Origin of the sequence: Streptomyces vastus, assembly GCF_039532825.1 — a bacterium.
Taxonomy (GTDB): domain Bacteria; phylum Actinomycetota; class Actinomycetes; order Streptomycetales; family Streptomycetaceae; genus Streptomyces; species Streptomyces vastus.
Window position 1 is genome coordinate 118748 of record NZ_BAAASJ010000113.1, and the last position, 19672, is coordinate 138419.

Consider the following 19672-nt stretch of genomic DNA (forward strand, 5'->3'; position numbering starts at 1 on the left):
CGGCGCTCACTGTGGTCAGCAGTGATCGACCGGATCAGTGATCAACCTAGCAAACACTTTCGGCCACACCCTGACCGGGCGGCCTTGTGTTGTGGACCTGACGAAAGCAAGCGATCACACGCAGCCGGTCTGGCTACCGGCCGTCGATCAGCCGCTCGGCGAGATAGGGAGAAAAGGTCCCTGCGCGGATCCCCTCGCCGATTCCGCAGGAACCGTCCGAGTCGCCCGGGACCTTGATCCAGAGAAGGTAGTCGGCGCCGCCGACGCCGATCGAGCTGGGGACGCCGAGGCGGCGGCCCGCCGGATTGCACCAATCGACGTGCTGGCCCTCGGCGTTCATCGCGCCGTTGCCGTTCCGCGAGGTGTCGACGACGAAGCCGCGTCCGGGGACGCCGAGACGGGCGAGCTCGGTGGTGATCTGGGTGGCGTACGTGCAGCAGACGTCGACTGCGTCGAAGTTCGCGACGTTCACCGCGAAACCGCGGACGTGTGCGACGCCTGCGTCCCGCAGGAGGGTGGCCATCTCGGCGGGGCGGATCCAGGTGGCGTTGCCGCCGTCCAGGTAGGCCGTGGTCGCGGGCAGGGTGCCGAGGGCCTGGGCGGCGTACGCGATCAGTGCGGTGCGGTCGGTGCGGGCCGCGGCCGTGGGGAGGTTGTCGAGTTGGGCGAGGGAGTCCGGTTCGACGATGACCAGGGCGGGGCGGTCGGCGATGCCGGCTACGGCCGCGTCGATCCAGGCGCGGTATGCCTCCGGTGAGGGGGCTCCGCCGGAGCTCTCGCCGCCGTTGTCTCGGTTGTGGACGTTGTAGAGGGTGATGATCGGGAGTTGGCCCTTGGCGGCTGCGGCCCCTACGTATGCGTCGAGGTCGGTCTTGATGTCCCTGTTCCAGTCGCCGAACCAGCGGGCGCCTGGGCGGCGGACCATGGAGCGGTCGATCTTCTTTGTACGGGGGTCGTCCCGGTTGGCGGTGGTGAGCCACTTCGCTGCGTTTGAGTCCGGGTCGACGTAGAAGCCCTCGTCGGCGGTTGAGCAGGTCAGGCGGATTTCGGTGAGGTGGACGGTGACGGCGGTGGACTGGCCGAACTGGAAGGTGAGTTGGCCCGTTGCCGTGTCCAGGGGTGACGTGAACGGGAGCGTGAAGCACGTGTCCGCGGTGCCGAGGGTCAGCGTCTTGTCGAGTGCTGGCGTCCAGGGGTCGGCGCCGAGTCCGACCAGGGCGCGGAGGGTGGTGCCGGGCTGGCTGGCTCTGGCCGTGAAGGACAGGGTGTAGCGGCAGCCGGGTCTGAGGATGAGGTTGTTCTGGCCGAGTAGGGCGTCCCACAGGTTGGTCGCGTCTGTGGTGGCGGTGGCCTCCAGGCCGGTGCCGGGGGCGGACACCGTGACGTATGTCGGCTCGCCCGTCCACCAGCCTGTTGTTCCTGCTGTGAAGCTGCCGTTCGTGATCAGGTCCCCGTAGAGGGCGGGCACCTCTTCTCCCTTCGTTGGGCGGTCACTTGGTGTACGTGACGCGGAGCTTGGGTGCGTACGTCTGGCCCACGCCGCGGGCGCGGCCGTAGTACGTGCGGTTGGTGGTGTTGGGGTCCAGGGCGATGCCTCGCCACTTCGTGGAGTCGAAGACCGAGGTGATGTCGACCCACTTGCCTTGATTGCGGGACCAGTTGATGCTCTTCGCCTCGGTGTCGCACGAGAATCTGACCGGGCGTGCGGCGTGTGAGTGGGCGCGGATGACGGCAGTGCCGCCGGCTGCGTAGTACCAGTGCTCGAAGTAGAGGTAGATCTCCGCCTTTTGGATCACCGCGCCGGAGAGGTCCGTGGTGAGCTGGGCGGGGAAGCCGATCAGGCTCGCCTGGGTGCCGTTATTGGAGCTGTAGTAGCCCTGCAGGCAGCTGTTTCCGTAGTAGGCGTTGTAGCCGGAGCGGTTCGCGTACGAGCCGGACCACGATGCCGCGTACGTCTTGGTGTACGTGCGGGTGGGCGGGGCGCTGGTGCCGCCTCCGGTGTTGTAGCCGCCGGTTTCCGGTACGTGGGTGCCGATGTCCTCGACGTACAGGACGCCGGGGCTGTTGGGGGCGCCATACAGGTCTACGTACTGGCCGTCGGGACCGTACTCGTTCTTGAAGGTGATCAGGAGGCGGTGCAGGCCCACGCCGAGTGTGGTGCCGGAGCGGATGAGTTCCAGGCGTACGCGGCTGGAGTTGCCGATGGACAAGTGGTGGGTGGACAGCTGGAGTTGGGGGGAGGTGATGGTGGGGGTGGCGGTGCCTCCGTCGCGTAGGCGGAGCTGTAGTTCTCCTCCGGGGGCGGATGGGTTGGCGATCGCGTCGAAGACGATCCGGTACATGCGGGTCGTGTCTGCTTCGAAGGCGAGCTCGACGAAGCCGTACTCGCTGCCGGTCGTGCGTACAGAGGCTGTTTGGTAGTCGATCGCGACCAGGCCGCGGGCCTGCGCGCCGAGCAAGGCCGTCACCGGGTCGCCGCCGACGGTCAGTTCGCCTGCGACCGCGAGGTCGGCGAAGCCCGCGTTGCCGTTCGTGTCGATCGTCGCGACTGCCTGGCCGCCGCTGCGCAGGGTCAGGTACTGCGGGGTGCCGGTGACCAGGGATACGGCTACTTCACCGGTCTCGTCGTACAGGCGTAGGCCGTCGGGGCCGAGTTCGGCGCGGGCGCCGCCGACCACGCGGCCGAAGATGGTGTGAGCCTCGGCGTTGTCGAAGACTGCCCAGCCGGTTGTGGCCGCGGATGTCTCCAGGGCGAGTACCGCCCGGGTGGTGCCCTGTGGTGCGGCCACCTGGCCGGTGATGCGTTGCCACATGCCTGGTGCTGGGTTCGGTTTCTCTACGACGCCGTAGCCGAGGACGGTTCCGGAGGCGTTCTCCCAACGGGCGAGGATCTTCACGGCCTGGGCGTTGAGGTCGTCGGACACCAGGACGTCGACGGCGAGGTACAACTGGGCGCCGGCCAGGACGGGCACGGTGGCCAGGGGCAGCGTGAAGTACGTTGCCTCGTCTGCGAGGCAGTCCACGCGGACGCCTACTCCGGTGCGGTTTCCGCGGGCCAGGGACCAGGGTGCTCCGGCTGCGGCGACCGCGCCTGCGATCACCGCGCCTTCGAAGCCCGGGTCCGGGATCAGGTTCGTGCCCTGGCCCACCGCGATCTGCTCCGGGGTGATCGAGCCGACCGCCAAGTGGGGTGTGGTGATGGCGCCCACGGCCACATGGCCCTGCTGGATGACGCCGTTGCCCAAGTCGGCGGAGGCGGCTCGGCGGGCCGCCGTCTGGACCGCGGCCGAGGGAGCGCTCGGCGTCCCGGAGGTGTTCACCGCGACCAGGCGGACCCACAGAGCGCCGTAGTAGTTCGTGGCGATCGTGACCGAGGCGCCAGACGCGGCTTCGATGGTCGCGGCGGGCCACATCACGTCGGGTTCGGTCTCCGGCGATTTCAGGAGGTGGACCTGTATGCGGGACAGGTCCAGCGGAGCAGCGTCCGTGTCGGTGAAGGTGCCATCCCATGTGATGCGTAGGCCGTTGAGGACCGGTTCCACCTGGGCTGCGGAGGGGATGGGCGGACGAGGGCCGTTGACCGCGATTACGCCACTGGTGCCGTCCGGCTGCTGGCCGATGATGGCGCGGAGTGAGCCGCCGGCGTCGTACACCTCGACCGCGCCGTCTTCGATGGAGGAGTACGCGAGCTGGGAGGTGCGGGTCTGTTGGGTGAGGCGGCGCTCGAGGGTGGCGATGCGGGCCGCGAGCTTCGCCAGGTCGTTGGACATGGCGGTCAGCTCCCGTAGGTGAAGCGGTCGGCTCGGGCGAGGGTGAGTGTGATGCGTTCCGGGTCTTGGCCCTGGGGTGGGCGCAGCGTCCAGCCGGTGATGCGGCACCAGCCGTCGAAGTCCGACCACTGGTCGTGGAGGGACACGCGGACGTCGTCGCCGATCTGCCAGCTGCCGGTCGGGGCTGCGGGGTGGTCGATGATCTGGATTTCGGTGACCTCGCCGAGGATCTGACGGGCGGTGCGTTCGGTGCGGGCTCGGGCGGCGAGCCGGTCGTTGGCCTTCTCGGCGGGGGATTCGAGGACGTGTTCCAGGCGTAGGCGGCCGTTGCGGATCGCGTCGATGGCCCGGCGGCGGCCACGGCCCTCGCCAGCGCCGAGGGCGATGACGACCTGGGCGTACGCGTCGGCGTCGTAGGTCACCGGGACGGTGGCGGCGACGTTCGTGCCGGAGGCAAAGGAGATATCCGTACGGCGCGCGCCCAGGCGGGGCCAGCCGAGGCGGATACGGCCGCCCGGCTCTCCGGCGGCGGTCCAGTCCGTGGTTTCGGTCCACTCGGGGCCGCCGTCGATCTCGGTCATGTCGTCGACGACCTCGCCAAGGACCGGGGCCTCCCACCAGTCGGTGCTGTACGGCTCGGCCGGGGTGCCGGCCTTGGCCTTGCTGGTGGTGGCGTCCACGGCCACGCCGAGGTTGCCGTCAGGCTGGGATTGCGCGTACGCCCACACGTCGCGGATGACCTGGCAGGGATCGGCGTACGTATACGGGCCGCGGCCGCCCAGATTGCCGTGGATGTCGTGGCGTCGGTGCAGGTAGCTGCCCCAGCCTGCCGCCTCGATCGGGTAGGCGGCGCCTTCCGGCTCGGCTCGCCAGACGATGCCGCCCCACAGCAGCGTGCCGTCCCGTTCGGCGGTGAGCAGCGTGTTGCCGGGGTCGAGTTGGGCGAGGAGCAGGTGGGCGAAGCGCGGCTCCAAGCGGCAGGAGAAGTCGCCGGCCGCATTAAGGGACAGCCCGAACTCGACCTGCGACAGCGGCAGGTCGGTGGCAAGCAGTTCGCCGGTCAGGGCGTGCCAACTGCGGTAGCGGTACGACGCGGTCATCGGCTCGGCCTCACCGCACGCCTTCGGTGAACTCGACGTCCGCGATCAGGGAGGTCGCGTGGTCGACGCCGAGGTTGCCCCACTCGATCTTCGAGGGCTGGGTGCGGATGTACAGGTCCTGCGTGGTGCCGCGCAGGGCCGCGGAGAGCGTGATCGTGTCGGCGAGGACGATCGTATTGCGGCGGGCTTGGGAGCCTCCGTCGTCGTCGATGGCGGTGGACTGCCCGTAGTCGGTGCCCAGGACGGTCTGCATGTAGGCGAACACGTCGGCTTCTGACAGCCGTAGCCCGGCGAGGGTCATGACTACCTTGGCGGTGGTCGCCCAAGCAGGGATCGGCACCTTCCAGCGGGCCTGAGCCGGCCAGTTGTACCACTGGCCGTTCTGTGCGGTGAGCCTGTTCAGCGTGCCGGGATAGGCGGTGTACAGCGTCCGTTCGCGGCGCGGGTTCGCGATCTGCCGCACATCCTTGATGAACGAGTCGATGATCACCCACTTGTTCGCTGGAATGTCGATGCGGGCGAGCGGGATCGCTGTCATCCCCGAGGGCACCGTCGTGGTCGTGGGCGACACGTTGCTGACCACGTGGAAGTAGCCGATCTCGTCGGTCTCTGGGTTGCGGGTGCCTTCGTACTCGGGGTCCTCCACGCGTAGGCAGAGCAGGTCTGAGCGGGGGGTCGCGCCCGTCGGTGCAATTGGCACGATGGCGTCGCCGACGTTGTACTGCGTGTACGAGCCCTGCCCCCAGGTCGCGCCTCGGATCACCGCGGAGCCGTCCACGACCCGTACACCGCCGCCGGGCGTCTCCAACTGCTTCACCTTGAGGTCGTCGCCTTCGGTTACGCCCTGGGAGCCGCGGGCGAGGTCGCGGACCATCATGCGGAAGGCGCGGGCGGCGTGGGTGCCGCCGTGGGTGAGCAGTGGTGGGTTGATCAGGGTCACGTACGAACTCCTTGGGCTATAGCGCGGCGTAGGCCGCGCGCCAAGTCACGGCCAGGCGGGTGGAGTTGGTGTAGTCGCGTGCGGTCCACCAGATCTCGCTGGTGCCGGGCGGGATGACGAAGGTGTCCAGCCGAGAGGCCGGAGACAGGGCGGGGGCGAGGTTGCCGGTGCCGTTCCGCAACGCCCAGCGAGTGCCGGGGCGGGTCTCGATCTCGACGTACTCGCCGCTCTGCAGCGCGAGGGCCAGCTCGATGACGCGGTCCGATTCGACGTGCTGGATGCGCGGGTTGGTGCACGGGCCGGTGATGCGGAGTGACGGCCAGGCTGGGAGGTCGCCGTCGTTACGGACCCAGCCGCGCCGTTCGTCGGGGATCGCCACGCCCGTCGTCAGCGGGGCGACCAGTGGGGCGCGGAAGCCGCCCAGGCCGTCGGATGACAGGGTGAGGGTGAGCGCGGAGGCGTCGTCGGCGTGGAAGCGCGGGTCGAGGGCTGCGAACTCCAGGTCCAGCGGGATCCAGCCGTGTAGCACTTTCGCCGTACTGGTGGCTTCCACGCGGCGAAGTCGGCCGTACAGGCGGCGAGTTGTACGGCCAGGCCAGCGCAGGCGCAGTACGGTCTGGGCGCTCGAGTCTGTCCGTACGGCAGGATCGTCGGCGGCGCGTTGCAGGCGGCCGAGGACGTCGAGGGCCGCGGCCAGGTTGCCTGCGGTGCGGATGCCCGCCTCGATGCGGATCGTCCGGGCCGCGTAGAGGTCGATGCCGGGGAACGCGCCGTCTCCGGCCGGGTTATCCACATCCTGTGTACGAAATTCGGGGATACCGAGACCCTCAACTTCGCTCACCGGTACATCAGTCCCGGCACCGATCAGGACTCCGGCGATCTCGATCTGCCAATCACCGAGCTCCGCCATCACAACCGGCCTCCCCTCTGCGCGTTACGCAGTCGCCGCATGACCTCGGCGCCGATCTGCTGCGGAGTGGCCTGAGCCGAGGTGACGGTGACGGGCATGGTGCCGATCAGCGGCTGCTGCTCCCGTACGACGACTACCTGAACCGGACCAGCCGGGCGGGCGTCGACCGTGCGCACCGGAGCGAACGTCGGCTCTGCTGAGGCGAGTTGGAGGCCGAAGCGCTGCGCGACGTCGCCGAGCACCGCCGTCGCCGCCGCGCGCTTGGCCGGTGCAAGCGGGATGAACGCCTCCCCGCCCGTACTCGCCTCCGCGAACTTGATCAGCGCGGTGGGCGAGGAGTAGATGCCGGGCTCCCAGATGCCGCCGCTCGCGTAGGCCAGGCCCTTGTTGGCCTTGGCCAGGTCCGCGAAGAACTTCGTGGCGCGCGAGCCGAGGGAGGACTTGATGCGGGACTGGCCGAGGTTGCCGGCCTCGATGACCCGGCCCTCCTCCAGGCCGGTGGTGTCGGCGACCTTGTGGATGCCGGTGGTGCTCGATTTGATCGCGGTGATGACGGTGAGCAGGTCGGTGAGGTCCTCGTCCGCGAAGGTCTTCCCGGTGGCCTTCGCCGCATCGTCGGCCTTCTTCACCTTCTTCTTGTCCTTCACCGCGGCGGCTGCGAGATCCTCGGCATCCTCGTCTCCCTGCTCGGCGAGCATCGCCGCCAGATCGCCGTAACCGAGGGCGGCGAGCCGGGCCAGGTTCTTCTCGAACGTTGACTGGTCCTTGACCGCCTGAGTGAGCTGGCGGGTGAAGTCGCCGAGCGACGCCTTCCCGGTGCCGGCGAGCTTCTCGAGCTGCTTGGCCATGTCGCGGACGTACTTCGTCGTTCCGGTGGCCATCTTCCGGGTCAGTTCCACGCCGTCCTCGCCCATGGCCTCCAGGGCGTCGACCACGTCCTGCCCGGCCCGGCGCGCGACGGTGGCCAGGTCCCTGCGCCAACCGGCCGCCTGGGAAGCTGACTTGCGCAAGTTCTTCTCGAACAGGCGCAAGTCGAAGACCTCGACCTCCTTGCCGCGCCGCTTGACCGTACGCATGGCTCTCGAGCGAATCGACGAGGCGGATCCCAACTCAGGCCCCGACTCCACCTCGTACGACCAGCCAGAGAGACCACCGGAGGCGTACCACTCAATCGGGCCGCCACCGAGGCGCCGTACCGTCTCCTCGGCGATGCGGCGGGAGCGGGCGCGCTTCGACTGCGCGAGCGGGATGTACGCCTCGCCGCCCGTCTCCGGCTCTCCCCAGATCCGCCAGGAGCCGGCGGGGGCGATCTGCGCGACGTGGTTCTCGCGCCGCACGCCGCCAGCCGCGAAGTAGTCGACGACAGCGCCTTCGGCATGACGGCTGAACCGGTCGGCCTGCTGGCGCAGTAGGTCCGCGGTCGTGGAGGGGCCCCGGCGGACGGTCTCAAAGATGTTCACGTGGTGGGTGGTGATGGTCACCGACTTGTCGCGCAGGCTGCGGATTGCCTGATCCAGGGCGCCGACGTTGGCCTTTTGGGTGCCAGTGGGGACGGTGATGATGACCCGCTTGCCCTTGGTATTTTTGATCTTGAAGCCGAGTTGTTCGAGCTGCTTGCGAGCCTCCGCGGTCGGGGCGCGCATGGTGATCGTCTTGCCCTTGGTCGACCGGACTCGGTCCTGAACCTTCTCAAGGTCCTTGATCGCGGCCTGGGTCTTCGCGGCGACCGAGACGTTCTTGCTGCCGGGGACATCTCCGAGCTCGTCGATCAGCGCTTTGAGCGCGCCGCGGGCGCCCTTCGTCGGAGCCGTGATCTTGATCTCGCGGGTGCCAGGGACGGTCTTCACCGTGAAGCCGAGGTCCTTCAGCTTCTTCTGGGCATCCTCGCTCAGCGAGTCCACGCGGATCGTGGTCGCCTTCGGCAGCCGGTCGAACTCGGCCTGCACCGCGAGGAGATCGGCCAGCGTGGAGTCCATGCCCTCGGTCTCCAGCAGCAGCGAGACCTTCGATGGCATCAGCCCGAGACTGTCGGCCACCGCCTCGGCCTGCTCGCGCGTAAGCCCATAACCCTGGGCGGCTCGGATGGCGGCCGTACGCGCCTTGTCCATCTGTGCGCGGGCGGCGGTCAGCGACTCGGGCAGTGATTTCCCGTTCTGCTGCGCGAGGGCGTACGCCGATACGGACGCGTCGGCGGCTGCGTCGCTCAGGGAGGTGAGGGACTGGTAGAGCTGCTGGCCGTTGCGGGTGGTGGTGTTCAGCGTGCCGTTGTTGTTCAGCAGGGCCTTGCCGAAGCCGTTGGCCTTGTCGATGCCATGGTCCAGGGCCTCGTTCACGTCGAGGATCGCGCTGTTGACGCGGGCCTCGGCGGCCTGGAGGGAGATGCTGCCGCCGGAGAGCAGGTCGAGGGCGTCCTTCAGGGCACGGGTGCGGGTGTCGGCGTCGGCGGTGGTGTCGGCGAGTTCACCGACCGCGGTCTTCAGACGGTCGTACGCGCTGGCTCCCGCCCCGCTGCCTTTCTGAGCCTGTTCGAGGTCCTTCGCATTACGGGTCGCGGTGGCGGCGTCTCCCGACATGTCCTCGAGCGCTTTGGCCGCCGACGCGTACGCACCGGCCCGTTCGAGGATCGCCTCACGGTCCTTGTCACCTCGGCTGGAACGGTTGAAGGCGTCCTTCTCCTGGTCGGCCAGTGCTCGCAGCTTGCCGGCCAGGTCGTCGATGCTCTCGCCCTGACCGAGGTAGGAATCGGTGACGTCGGAGAGGGAGTAACCGAGCCTGCCGAGGACGTCCATGAGGGTGCCGTAGTTTCCGGCGAGCTTTGTGGTCTGGACGTTCTCGGCTGCTTGGCGGCGGACGGTCTCGTCGATGACGCCGTTGGACTCCCGCAGCGCGTCGGTCAGTGAGCTGATGCGCTGTTGGTGCTCGGCGGCAGTCCGTGCCGCCTTCTCCTGCTGCGAGGCGAGGAGTCCGAGTACGACGGTGGCGCCGACCATGGCGGCACCCCACGGTCCGCCCATGAAGGCGACCAGGCCCCGGCCTGCACTCAGTAGCCCGGCGCCGGCGGCGCGGGTCACGCCGTTGAGCGTGCCGGTGAAACCCGTCGTGGGTCCTTGGGCGCTGCGGAATGCGGCCGCCATCTGACCCACGACCGGGATGCGCGACTCCACGACTGCGAACGCCGCCGCGTACCGCGTCAGTGACGTCCCGGCTCGCGCGGCCAGGTTCTGCTGCACCTGCATCTGCGCGCCGAAGCCCCGCCATGCGCCGGTGAGTCGCCCGCTGACCGTTGAGGCGAGGCCGCCCAGGATGGGGGTGAGGCGTCGGGCGAGGAACATCGCGGCGATCGCCGTCTGGACGGGCGCGGGCAGTGCGCCGAAGGCGCGGACCAGCGTGCCGACCACCTCACCGACCGGGACGAGTACGGCGGACAGCCCGGCGACTGCGGACATGGCCAGGTTGGCGGTCGTGACGAGGATGTCGAGGCTGTTGCTGACTCCGCTGGACTCGTCGCCGAGCAGGCCGAGTGCGGAGGCGACCGGCGCGGCGCCTTCGGCGGCGTTGCCGAGCACGTCGCCCAGCGCGCGGGCAGCGTTGATGAGGAGGTTCAGGCCGGCGGCCAGGCTGTGCTCGCCGAGGGCTTGGAGTGGTCCGAGGAGTTGTTCGGCCTCGCCGATCAGTTCGCCGAGGCCGCTGCGGGCGTTGGCCTTGAGCTCCGGTCCGTAGAGGGTGGCCAGGTCGCGCCCGTACTCGATGGCAGCGACGAGGTACGGCGTCGCGCCGGACAGCCCGCGCGTCATCAGCCGGGCTACGTACTCCAGCCCCGGCGCCATCGCGTCGTACAGCGCGAGCCCGGTCTGCCGGGTCTGCTTCTGCAGCAGCGTCATCGCGCCCGCGAGGCCCTGCCCGCGCGCGGCAGTGATCTGCGCGGCGGCGCCGGATTCCCGTACCGCGAGGCTGAGCGCGTCGAAGGACTCGGTGCCCTGGTGAGCGAGGGCGATGGCGCCCGACATGGCGGGCTTGCCCATCGACTTCTTTACCGCCGCGGTGAAGTCCTGCTGGGACATCTCGTGCTGGGCGCGGGAGAGTTCGGCGATGACGTACCGCAGGCCCTTGAACCGGCCCTGCGCGTCCCACGCCTCGATGCCGAGCGCGTGCAGGCCGTCGCGCATCTCCTTGGTGGGCGCGGCGAGGTTGGCCATCATGCCGCGCAGCGCGGTACCGGCCGTCTGGCCGAGGATGCCCGCCTTGCCGAGCATGCCGACCGCGCTGGCCGCGTCCTCCATGCTCACGCCGAGGCCGGCGGCGACCGGACCGGCGTACCGCATCGCGTAGTAGATGTCGATGATGCCGCCGGAGGCGTTGTTCGCGGTGGCGGCGAGGATGTCGGAGGCGCGGGCGGCCTGGTCGGCGCCGAGGCCGAACTGGTCCATGATGTCGCCGAGGTAGCGGGCGGAGTCGGCCGCGTTGACCCCGGCGGCGGAGGCGAGTTGGAGGGAAGCGCGGGTCGCGCTGATTGCCTGGTCGGTGCGGAAGCCCGCCTTTGCCAGTTCCACCATCGCTTCGGCAGCGTCGGCCGCGGTGGTGGTGGGGAGGGTGAGGTCGTTGCCGAGCTGGTTGGCCATCCAGGCGGCGCGTTGCATCTGCCCGGCGGTGGCTCCGGTGACCGCCTGGAAGATGTTCATCTGCCGCTGGTAGCGGTTGCCTTCCTCGACGAGCTGGCCGGTGCCGAGGACGAGGGCGCCTCCGGCGAGGAGGCTGGTGAGCGCGGTGGCCTGCTGACCGGCGCCCCGGAGGGAGCGTTCCAGTACGCCGACGTCGCTGCCGGCGCGACGCAGGTGGTTGCCGGTTTGGGCGCCACGGGTGGCCAGGGTGCCGAGCCGGGCGGCGGTTGCCTGTGCCTGTGCGCCGAGGAGGTTGATCTGCCGGGAGGTGCTTCGGCTGGAGGCGTCGAGTGCGGCGAGGCGGCGGTCGAGGTCGCGGGTGCGGCGGCCCAGATCGGTGGCGGCGTCGGCGGCTGAACGCAGGCCGGAGATAAGGCTGTTGGCCTGTGCTGTCAGTTGGACGGTGAGGTTGTACGTTGCCATCCGGTCGGATCACCGCCCGCTCGTCAGGTCGGCTGGGGCGGTCTCGTCGGTCGGGCGGTCGCTGTGCAGCGCCTCGTACGCCTGCCGCGGCAACAGCGTGATCTTGATGCCGTATCCCGCCCGCCCCTCGGGCACCTGGTCACGCTCTTGGGCGATCAGCTCGCAGCCGGGGCAGCGCACGGTGTCGGTGACGTACGCGTGCCGGTGGCCGCCCTTGTCCGGGTCCCACTCCTCGGCGCGGGTACGGCAGTCCGGGCACAGGGTGCGCTCCCACCGCTGCCAGGCCAGGGCCTTGGCCCGGTCCAGATCACTCCAGCGGCCGTCCCCGCCGAGGAACTGCGAGTGCGGAATGCCGTACTGCGCGCACAGCTCCAGCTCGGCCCGCAGCCGCGAGTCGGCCGTCAGCCTTTTCCCAGGTCGGCCCGGTCAGTACGTGCCTCTTGCTGCACCTCCCACGCTGCCTCCCACAAGGCGTTCGCGTCGGGTGCCGACCACGCGTCCAGCAGTTCGCGGGCCTCGGCCTCGCTCATGCAGCGCCCGGAAGGTGAGGTAGACCGACGCCGCGCGCAGGGCCTCAGCCGCCGCCTCGTACCGCTGGGCGGCGATCGCCGCACGCTCCGCGAAGACGGCGCTGCCCGTATCACTCTCGGCCAGCAACCGCGAACGGTCAGCGGCCCGCTTCGCCTCGTCATACTCTGTCCGCCGCGCTGCGTCGTCGCAGATCTGCAGAACGCGCTCTGGCAGGGAGCGACGGCGCAGCCGCTCCATCTTCTGCTCCCACGCCGCGGCCTCCTGGCTCTTCGCGGCGGCCATCAGAGGGCCTTCTTCCTGGTGGCAGCGCTGGCGACAGTGCTGGTTCCGGCGCCCGTCTCAGCCGCGGCAGGCGGGACGGGTGCATCGAGGGCCGGCGGCGAGGTGATCGTGAAGATGCCCTGGAACTTGGCAGCCTCGTTGCCCGCGTTGTACTGCGCGGTGCGCGAGGCGACCTGGACGGGGAAGCTGTCCATCGACTTCGATCCGGGGATGTCACCCTTGCGCAGGAACACCACATAGCCGACCGCGCCTTTGGGCAGCAGCGTCTCCATGGTGTCGCTGAACTGGTCCTCGTAGAAGGTGATCGAGGAGTTGTCGGCCTTGTCGTTGCCGGGAATGGAAGAGGTGAACGTCGACGCCATATCCGGCGTCTCGATCGCCTCGTTCGTCAACGACCAGCCGTCAACGTCGCTGATCGCCTCGGTCAGGTCAGTGGCGTTGGGGGCCGAGATCTCCGTACGGGTCGGAATCAGGTCATCTGAGGCAATGCTCTTCAACCAGAGGATCTTGGTGATGCCGCGCCGCATGAAGCGCTGCTGAGTCACGGGCCACTCCCAAAAACAGGGGGTTGCGCCGGGCTCGTCGGCCGGGCGTCCGCATGGCTCCGCGGTGAGAAGAGGTGGTTCAAGCGGCGGGCGTCACGGTGATCGTGAACCGCTGCACGTAGGTAACGATACTGCCCTGCGAACCGTCAACCGGTTCTCCATCGGCGTCGTACGTCAACTCCCGGTCGATGACCCGCAGTCCGGGAGCCGTGATCTCCGTACGCCACCCACCGCCGTTGCGCTCGAAGAGCACCGCACGGATGCGGTCGCCGAGCCACTGCACCTGATCGGCCCGCTCTCCGACGCTGGTCGCCTGGTACGTCCAGGCCGCGTCGGCCTGCCAGTCGGCAAACGACGGCCCGGAGAACTCGCCGGGCAGACTGTCGAGGATCAGGTACGGGAAGGCCGCGGGCTTCCCGTCCGCAGCCCGCGGCAGCACCGCGAGCCCGCACGGCCGCCCGGTACCGACAGCGAGCATGCCAAGGAGCGCCCGAGTCAATGGCAGCCTCGGCGGACTCATCGCGGCAGCACCCCCGTACGCAGGGCCTCCAGAAAGCCGGGCTCGGTCTGCCGAAACGCCGGCTCGATGTGCGGGTAGGGCGGCTGCCGGTACTGACGCCCCAAGCGGTCGACGCCGACGAATCCGTACTCCAGCCGCCGCGACTGCGGAGCATCCGTGAACACCACGGCGCTAACCCACCCACCGGCCGCGGTCACCGTGACATCCCAAGACGCCCGGTACTGCCCGGTGATGACGTTCGGTCCAGGCCGCCCGGAAGCGTTCTTCTGGATCCGAACCTGCAGCAGCATGGCGTGATGCCGGGTGATCGCCCGCGTCCGTGCTCGTACGGCCGGGCCCAGCCGAGCAAGCGCCGCAGCAAGCTCAATCGGGTCGCGGAAGGCGGCAGCCTCGGGATGTGCGTTGGGGTGCGGGTTCAGGTTGGGCATGGCGGAGCCTAATGCCGCCGCTCAGCCCGCACCCACCTCACCTGTGACTGAGCGACATGACTCGCTGACTTGGCTCACGAGCGCCGTGGCAGCCCGCCACATTTTCAGGATTTGTTTGTTCGGACCACTGCTCCGAACCCGAACAATTCCTGAGCCGCTACACCTAGTGCGAACGATCCAGCCGACCCTTGCAAGGAAGGTAAGAATTCATGGGATGAAACGAGCACTCGCCGGGATGGCGGCAGTCCTGGCAGTCGGGACCTCAGCATCGCTGGTGGTGGCGCCGGCGCAGGCGGCCTCCGGAGACCGGACCATTCAGTACGACGACAATAACGTCCGTCTGGGAACCAATCAGTGCGCTGAGTCCCACGGCTCGTTCGTGCCGCTGGGCGGAGCGCCCGGGTCGCCTTCGGGCCTCATCGCAACCGCCTCGTCCGGAACCGGGAATTGTAGTTCGCGAATCCGCATTGTCTACGTCGAGAGGTGGAACGGCCCAGTGCGCCAAACGGCGCGCAGGACTGCGGGACCAGGTTCAGCGACCGTCGTGGCCGCAGACAGCGGCTTCCGCTGCTACGTGGAGTTCGGCGTGCGACGCAACGACGGCACGTATTTCACTCGATTCATGATCTCCCCCAACCGTCCAGCAGGCTGCCCGTCGTGATCTCGCAATAAGGGGACCACCTCTTGCTCCTGACGTGAGCCACCTCAGCAGCGGCCTCGCCCTGCACCGGGCGATCCGGGAGGCGTTCGAGGTCCTGGAAGTGGAGATGAGGGCCGGGCACATGGCCGGGTACAAGAGTGCGCCACAGAGGGTGGTACGTGAGTTAGAGATCAAGTCACGTACCACCCTCTTATGGCCCCCATCGAACGCGACATCCGTACGTTGGTCGGGTCTTTCTGATCACCCCCAAGGCGTTCGGATTCGACGAGCCATGCGCACACGAAAGCCTGTACAGGCTCCGGTGGTCCACACTGGCCGTGTGACGACCAAGAGGCCCCCGAGCGGCGATCCACGTCAACAAGAGGCCCTATGCGGGCTGTTGGAAGAAGTGGACGCGGTGCTCGTCGCCTTCGACGGCACGATCTGCGACCTGTTCGGCCCGGCACCGACCGCGCACATCGCCGAGGAGATCAAGGCCATGGCGCGCGAGGAGTGGGGCGTACTGGACCAGGTGGTCGAGGACTGCGACGACTCGCACGGCATCCTCCTGGCGCTCAGGGACATGTACAAGCGGAGGTCACCCGTCCCTCTCAGCCACATGCCGCTCGACCTGGCACACAGAATTGTCACGCGGCACGAATACGCCGCCGTCGCCACTGCCGAGGCCGCCCCGGACCTCGAACCGCTACTGGACGCACTGACCGCTCTCTGCAAGCGTCTGGTGGTGGTGAGCAACAACGCCGAGGGTCCCGTGTGTGAGTACCTCGAGCGTGAGCAGCTCCAGTCGAAGTTCGTGGATGTCTGCGGCCGGGATCCGCACGAGCCGGGCCATATGAAGCCGCACCCCGATTCGTTGCTCCGCGCACTGAAGTGCCTGGAGGGTCTGGCCCCCTCCGGCGCCCTCATGATCGGGGACCAGCTCACCGACCTGGAGGCGGCCCAGAAGGCGGGCGTCCGATTTCTCGGCTACACCCACGACGCGGCGCGTATGCGGGAGATGAGACAAGGCGGCGCGGACTGGGTAGTCGCTTCGCACGCCCCGGTGTTCACCGCTGCCCGGACGCTTTTGGCTGCTACTCCGCGAGCAGCTTCCACATCGAGTTGAACCAGTCCCGCATGCTGTTCACGAAGAAGGTTCCCGGGGAGTCCGGGTTGCCGTCCTTGACGTAGTGCGTGAAGCGGGCAGCGATCCCGACGAGGTCAACACCCAGTCGAGTCGGCAACGTGCTCCTCAACGGGGTCCAGCCGCAGGACTCGTACGACGGCATAGGTACCGACACCGACGTCAGCCACGCGAAACCGCCGACCAACAAGCAGCGGATCACGCACTGGGCGGGAAACGCTCAGCACGTCATCGAGCAGCACCGGCGGCGCGGACAGGGGTAGCAGCCCCTGATACGCGGTGGACGCGACCTGCGGCGCGACAGACGCATCGAGAGGCGGGACGAGGCTGAGCTGCCCCTGGCGCACAACGGCGCCGACACCCGCCCAAACGAGAACGGAAGCAGAGCCACGCGGCTTCAACTCCCCTGTTTCCTGATCGAGTTCATCGCCTGCACTCCCATCGGCATCCCGCCACAACTGAAGCTCGTCATCAAGCAGCTTCTCCACGACCCGACGCACGCCGGACAAATCAAGCGCCACGAGCCCACTCCGCCAGCTGCCGCAGTACCGCGGCCGTACCCCCACCTGACACGTTCTCCAGATCCATACGCCCAAGAGCCGCGCGTTCCAACTCCAACGGGTCCAGTGCCTCCAGGAAGGCGGCAGCAGCTGGACCGGGTTCTGGCGATACGCCGACCTCCACCCGGGCCAGGAGGTCCAGTTCAGTAGGCCATGCCCCGGTTGGGCGCAGATGCAATACGACGCGTGGCAGGTCGTGAGGGACGGCATGCACGTCTACGGCGGCGACGTGCTCGCTCACGTCCTGGCCATTGACCACGACGGCGTACGAGCGGCCGTCGAAGCGCAATTGGAAGCGGTTCGGTGTCGTCACCGGCGGAGCCTAGACCTCGGCACCAGGCTCGGTCTCCACGGCCTGCCTAGGGAGACCGGTTGCCCGAACGCTGGATGTGCGCCAGCAGCATGGTGATCTCGGCCAACAAGCCGCTCTGATCTCGCCACATGCGGCGTGTCGATCGCACTTGTGATCACTCGATCGATAGTTCTTCCCCTGGCCAAGTGTTCGGACTTTGGGTCCGGCATCACAGGAGTTCGGGGGTTTCACCATGCACATACCGTGGTTCAGGCGCGCCCGCAGACAGGCGCTCACCGTGACGACTGCGGTCGCTCTGCTGTCGGCGGCGGCGCCGTCCATGGCACAGGCAGACACTTCGGCTGATCCAGAGGTCGAGTCGTACGTCCTGCCGCTCGGTTCGGCGACGCCATCGCTCGAGGAGCTGCAGAGTGAGCGCGGCATTGATCGCTTGCGGGACGTTGCCCAGAATGCGGAGCCGGTTGCGCAGCTGCCGCAGGAGACGACAGGGCCCGCTGCGTCGTACGCACCACTGGCTCGCCAGGCGTCCCAGTCCACACCCGTGGATTCGCCGTCCGGGCCGACGCCAATGATCGCGGCACCGGAACCGGCCCGCGCGATGACGTTCGACGAGTGCAAGAAGGGCCTGGGCACCACCAAAAAGTTCTACTTGAAATCCCGGTTCGCGGTCTGCTCGGGTGCTTCGTTCGTGCAGACCTGGATCATCAACGGTAGGCCCACCGGCGCGAGCAAGTTCGACGTCCGAGTCGTGGGAACGATCGCCAAGAACAGTCGCACCATCAACTTCCAGTACTACTTCACCGACATGACGGCGACGGGCACCGCCCAGGTCGCTGCCTTGAAGATCGGTACCAAGGGCAAGATTCCCCAAAGCTGGCCGTCCGGGGTCAACTACAGCCGGGGCGGCACCATGCCCGGAACGAAGACCTTCACCGAGCTGAAGGCCCTGCGTACGTTCAGTGAAACGGTAAACGCCAAGCCCGGCCAGGGCAGCGGCGGTGCCACGGATCTGGTGTTCGCGGTGTACGAGCCCTCCATCACCATCACGCCGCCACCCGGCGTCAGGCTCAACGGCAATCTCCAGGGTGATCTCTTCATGCTGGCACCGCGCTGGGACGCCGCGAAGTACCTGGCCAATTCCACGGGCGGTGGCAACCCCGAAAAGAAGGGCGCTGCGACGTTCAGCTACGTGGGGACGCTGACCTACAGCGCGAAGGCCGGAGCCGAGGAGCGTGCAGTCGCACAGCACATCAAGACGGCGTTCACCAAGCCGGAGGACACCAAGCCGTACATGTCGGCGAAGAAGGTGCCCGGTCAGACAGTCAAGGACCCGCTGCACCGGACGGTGAACAAGACTCGCCGGGATGACAACCGCAAGGCATCGGTCAAGCAATGCAAGCGGTACTGGGGCGCCAACTACACGCAGGGGGCAACTCGGGAGTGCGACGAGTACCCCTTCGCCACCACGTATGAGGGTGGAGCGGAGCACGATTACGACGCGGACGCGAAGAAGTTCAACTTCTCCGTGAAACCGATAGCGAAGGCGGACAACGGTGCGGGCGGCAACCTGCTGCTCAGCTTCTACGCCAAGAACCGGATCATCGACGGGATGGACGACGGCTTCATCGTGAAGATCGTCTCCTAGCACCGTCCAGGGCGGGGGTTGACCGCGCTGCGGGCACCCCCGCCCTTCTTACGTTCAGGTCTTGGCGGGCCAGAACTGCACGAGGTACTTCTCCACGCCTTCGCCAGTACCTTCTTGTTCCGACAGGGCTGCGGCCTCGCTGCGCCCGGTGCAACTCACCCGCACACGCCAGGAGCCCCCCGCGTCGGCCAGCGCGATCGCGTCATCGGCGCGGCCCAGGCCCATGGACCACACGGCCACTTCACCGCTGGTCGACTCGAAGTCGGCCTCGGCTTGCTCATCCCATCGTGAAGGATCTTGTACGGGCGGCTCCCCGTCCCACACCTCCACGGTGACCGAGGCGGTGTGCGTGTGGCCGGCACTGTAGATGTCGAGACGGCCTGGGAAGGCGTTCAGGAATACTCCGTCCGCGAAGTCGTCAGGGAACGGGACCGGCAGATCGCCGTCGTCAGACTCCTGGAATCCGAAGCCGTGGTACTCCACATCCGCATCAACGTGTTGCTGCCGGACAAGCTCGGCCATGAATGCCCCTTCGGCATGACAGACGACTGGTCATCCTCGTGATCGTAAGTGAGACCTCCCGAAGGCAGGTTGGTTGCCCAGGCGCAGGCCAGCCGCGTCCGGAGTCCAAGCCAGGTGTTCTGCGTGAGCGAGACTGACCGGCCATCACAGGAAAGTCACTATTCCCCCTGATAGCCAACACATTGTCTCCCGGGCAGTACGGTCATCCCCTCCAGAGCGCCCGCAGGGGGACCAGATGACCAACCCGTACACGTGGCCGCCCAGACCGCAGCCACCGCGTCCGACCCCGATGTGGGCACGCAAGAGGTACGTCCTGCCCGCGCTCGTCTTCGCGTTCTTCCTTGTCTACCTGCTCGGCATCGTCGCCGGTGCCAGCCGCGACGGCGGCACGACCGACGACGCGGAACCCGCGGCGGCAAGCCCCGGCCCGACCGTCACTGTGACAGCAACCGCAACCGCGAAGGCGAAGGCGAAGCCCGCGCCCACGGTCACCGTGACAAAGACGATGAAGGTGACCGTCACTGCACAGCCCCCCGCAGGCAGCGGCAACGGCTCTGGCAGCAGCGGGACCAGCGGCGAGAGCAGCTCTGGTGGCGAGACAGGCATCCAGTTCGGATATGCATGCTCCCCTGTCGGCACGCTCGGCACCGCCGAAAACGGAGACCCCGCCAAATGCTTTATGGGCAAAGACGGCCGACCTCGATGGGGTTACGACTCGAGCCGTGGCTAGCCGAGCGCCCA

18 protein-coding genes are annotated in these 19672 nt (G+C 68.1%); 3 read left to right on the top strand and 15 right to left on the bottom strand.

Translation table 11 applies throughout. The features are described from left to right. Positions 1-133: 133 nt before the first annotated feature. The 11 genes from ABD357_RS35375 to ABD357_RS35425 form a co-directional block, all read right to left on the bottom strand. Positions 134-1468 (bottom strand): glycoside hydrolase family 6 protein, encoded by a 1335-nt coding sequence (locus ABD357_RS35375; protein WP_344395348.1) that lies wholly within the window; start codon positions 1466-1468, stop codon positions 134-136. A 22-nt stretch (positions 1469-1490) separates the two neighbouring features. Further along, the gene (locus ABD357_RS35380; protein ID WP_344395350.1) at positions 1491-3770 is read right to left on the bottom strand and encodes a hypothetical protein; all 2280 of its coding nucleotides are present in this window, start codon (positions 3768-3770) and stop codon (positions 1491-1493) included. Between the two features lie 5 nt (positions 3771-3775). Next, on the bottom strand, positions 3776-4870 hold the full coding sequence (locus ABD357_RS35385; protein ID WP_344395351.1) for a hypothetical protein: 1095 nt from the start codon (positions 4868-4870) through the stop codon (positions 3776-3778). A gap of 10 nt (positions 4871-4880) precedes the next feature. Continuing rightward, the gene (locus ABD357_RS35390) at positions 4881-5810 is read right to left on the bottom strand and encodes a hypothetical protein (protein ID WP_344395352.1); all 930 of its coding nucleotides are present in this window, start codon (positions 5808-5810) and stop codon (positions 4881-4883) included. Positions 5811-5826: 16 nt separating this feature from the next. After that, positions 5827-6720, bottom strand: a complete 894-nt coding sequence (locus ABD357_RS35395; protein ID WP_344395353.1) for a phage distal tail protein — start codon at positions 6718-6720, stop codon at positions 5827-5829. Further along, complete coding sequence (locus ABD357_RS35400) at positions 6720-11801, bottom strand: phage tail tape measure protein (RefSeq protein ID WP_344395354.1); 5082 nt, start codon at positions 11799-11801, stop codon at positions 6720-6722. Before ABD357_RS35400 ends, ABD357_RS35395 begins: the two co-directional genes overlap by 1 nt. A 9-nt stretch (positions 11802-11810) precedes the next feature. Further along, complete coding sequence (locus tag ABD357_RS35405; protein ID WP_344395355.1) at positions 11811-11981, bottom strand: hypothetical protein; 171 nt, start codon at positions 11979-11981, stop codon at positions 11811-11813. Between the two features lie 246 nt (positions 11982-12227). Next, a complete protein-coding gene (locus ABD357_RS35410; RefSeq protein WP_344395356.1) occupies positions 12228-12614 on the bottom strand; it encodes a hypothetical protein in 387 nt (128 codons plus the stop codon). Beyond that, positions 12614-13141 carry a phage tail tube protein gene (locus tag ABD357_RS35415; protein WP_344395357.1) on the bottom strand — a complete coding sequence of 176 codons (528 nt, stop codon included), beginning with the start codon at positions 13139-13141 and terminating at the stop codon, positions 12614-12616. The genes ABD357_RS35410 and ABD357_RS35415 overlap by 1 nt, the downstream gene beginning before the upstream one ends. 97 nt (positions 13142-13238) lie before the next feature. Then, a complete protein-coding gene (locus tag ABD357_RS35420) occupies positions 13239-13637 on the bottom strand; it encodes a hypothetical protein (RefSeq protein ID WP_344395358.1) in 399 nt (132 codons plus the stop codon). A 38-nt stretch (positions 13638-13675) separates the two neighbouring features. Continuing rightward, positions 13676-14107 carry an HK97 gp10 family phage protein gene (locus tag ABD357_RS35425; RefSeq protein WP_344395359.1) on the bottom strand — a complete coding sequence of 144 codons (432 nt, stop codon included), beginning with the start codon at positions 14105-14107 and terminating at the stop codon, positions 13676-13678. Positions 14108-15087: 980 nt separating this feature from the next. Here ABD357_RS35425 and ABD357_RS35430 point away from each other — a divergent pair. After that, on the top strand, positions 15088-15873 hold the full coding sequence (locus tag ABD357_RS35430; protein WP_344395360.1) for an HAD family hydrolase: 786 nt from the start codon (positions 15088-15090) through the stop codon (positions 15871-15873). On the opposite strand, the gene ABD357_RS35435 is transcribed toward ABD357_RS35430, so the two are convergent. The 3 genes from ABD357_RS35435 to ABD357_RS35445 are packed head-to-tail and all read right to left on the bottom strand — an operon-like array spanning position 15842 to position 16764. Further along, positions 15842-15991 (bottom strand): hypothetical protein, encoded by a 150-nt coding sequence (locus ABD357_RS35435; protein ID WP_344395361.1) that lies wholly within the window; start codon positions 15989-15991, stop codon positions 15842-15844. The genes ABD357_RS35430 and ABD357_RS35435 overlap by 32 nt on opposite strands. After that, positions 15969-16412: a DUF6093 family protein gene (locus ABD357_RS35440; protein ID WP_344395362.1), complete on the bottom strand. Its 444-nt coding sequence runs from the start codon at positions 16410-16412 to the stop codon at positions 15969-15971. Before ABD357_RS35440 ends, ABD357_RS35435 begins: the two co-directional genes overlap by 23 nt. Next, positions 16402-16764, bottom strand: coding sequence for a hypothetical protein (locus tag ABD357_RS35445; RefSeq protein WP_344395363.1), 363 nt, complete (start codon positions 16762-16764; stop codon positions 16402-16404). Before ABD357_RS35445 ends, ABD357_RS35440 begins: the two co-directional genes overlap by 11 nt. Positions 16765-17041: 277 nt before the next feature. Here ABD357_RS35445 and ABD357_RS35450 point away from each other — a divergent pair, with 277 nt between their 5' ends. Continuing rightward, on the top strand, positions 17042-18409 hold the full coding sequence (locus tag ABD357_RS35450; protein ID WP_344395364.1) for a NucA/NucB deoxyribonuclease domain-containing protein: 1368 nt from the start codon (positions 17042-17044) through the stop codon (positions 18407-18409). Between the two features lie 54 nt (positions 18410-18463). Here ABD357_RS35450 and ABD357_RS35455 read toward each other — a convergent pair whose 3' ends face one another. Continuing rightward, positions 18464-18931, bottom strand: a complete 468-nt coding sequence (locus ABD357_RS35455) for a hypothetical protein (protein WP_344395365.1) — start codon at positions 18929-18931, stop codon at positions 18464-18466. Between the two features lie 235 nt (positions 18932-19166). Here ABD357_RS35455 and ABD357_RS35460 point away from each other — a divergent pair, with 235 nt between their 5' ends. Then, entirely contained in the window at positions 19167-19661 is a 495-nt protein-coding gene (locus ABD357_RS35460; RefSeq protein ID WP_344395366.1) for a hypothetical protein, read from the top strand. The last annotated feature ends 11 nt before the right edge of the window (positions 19662-19672 follow it).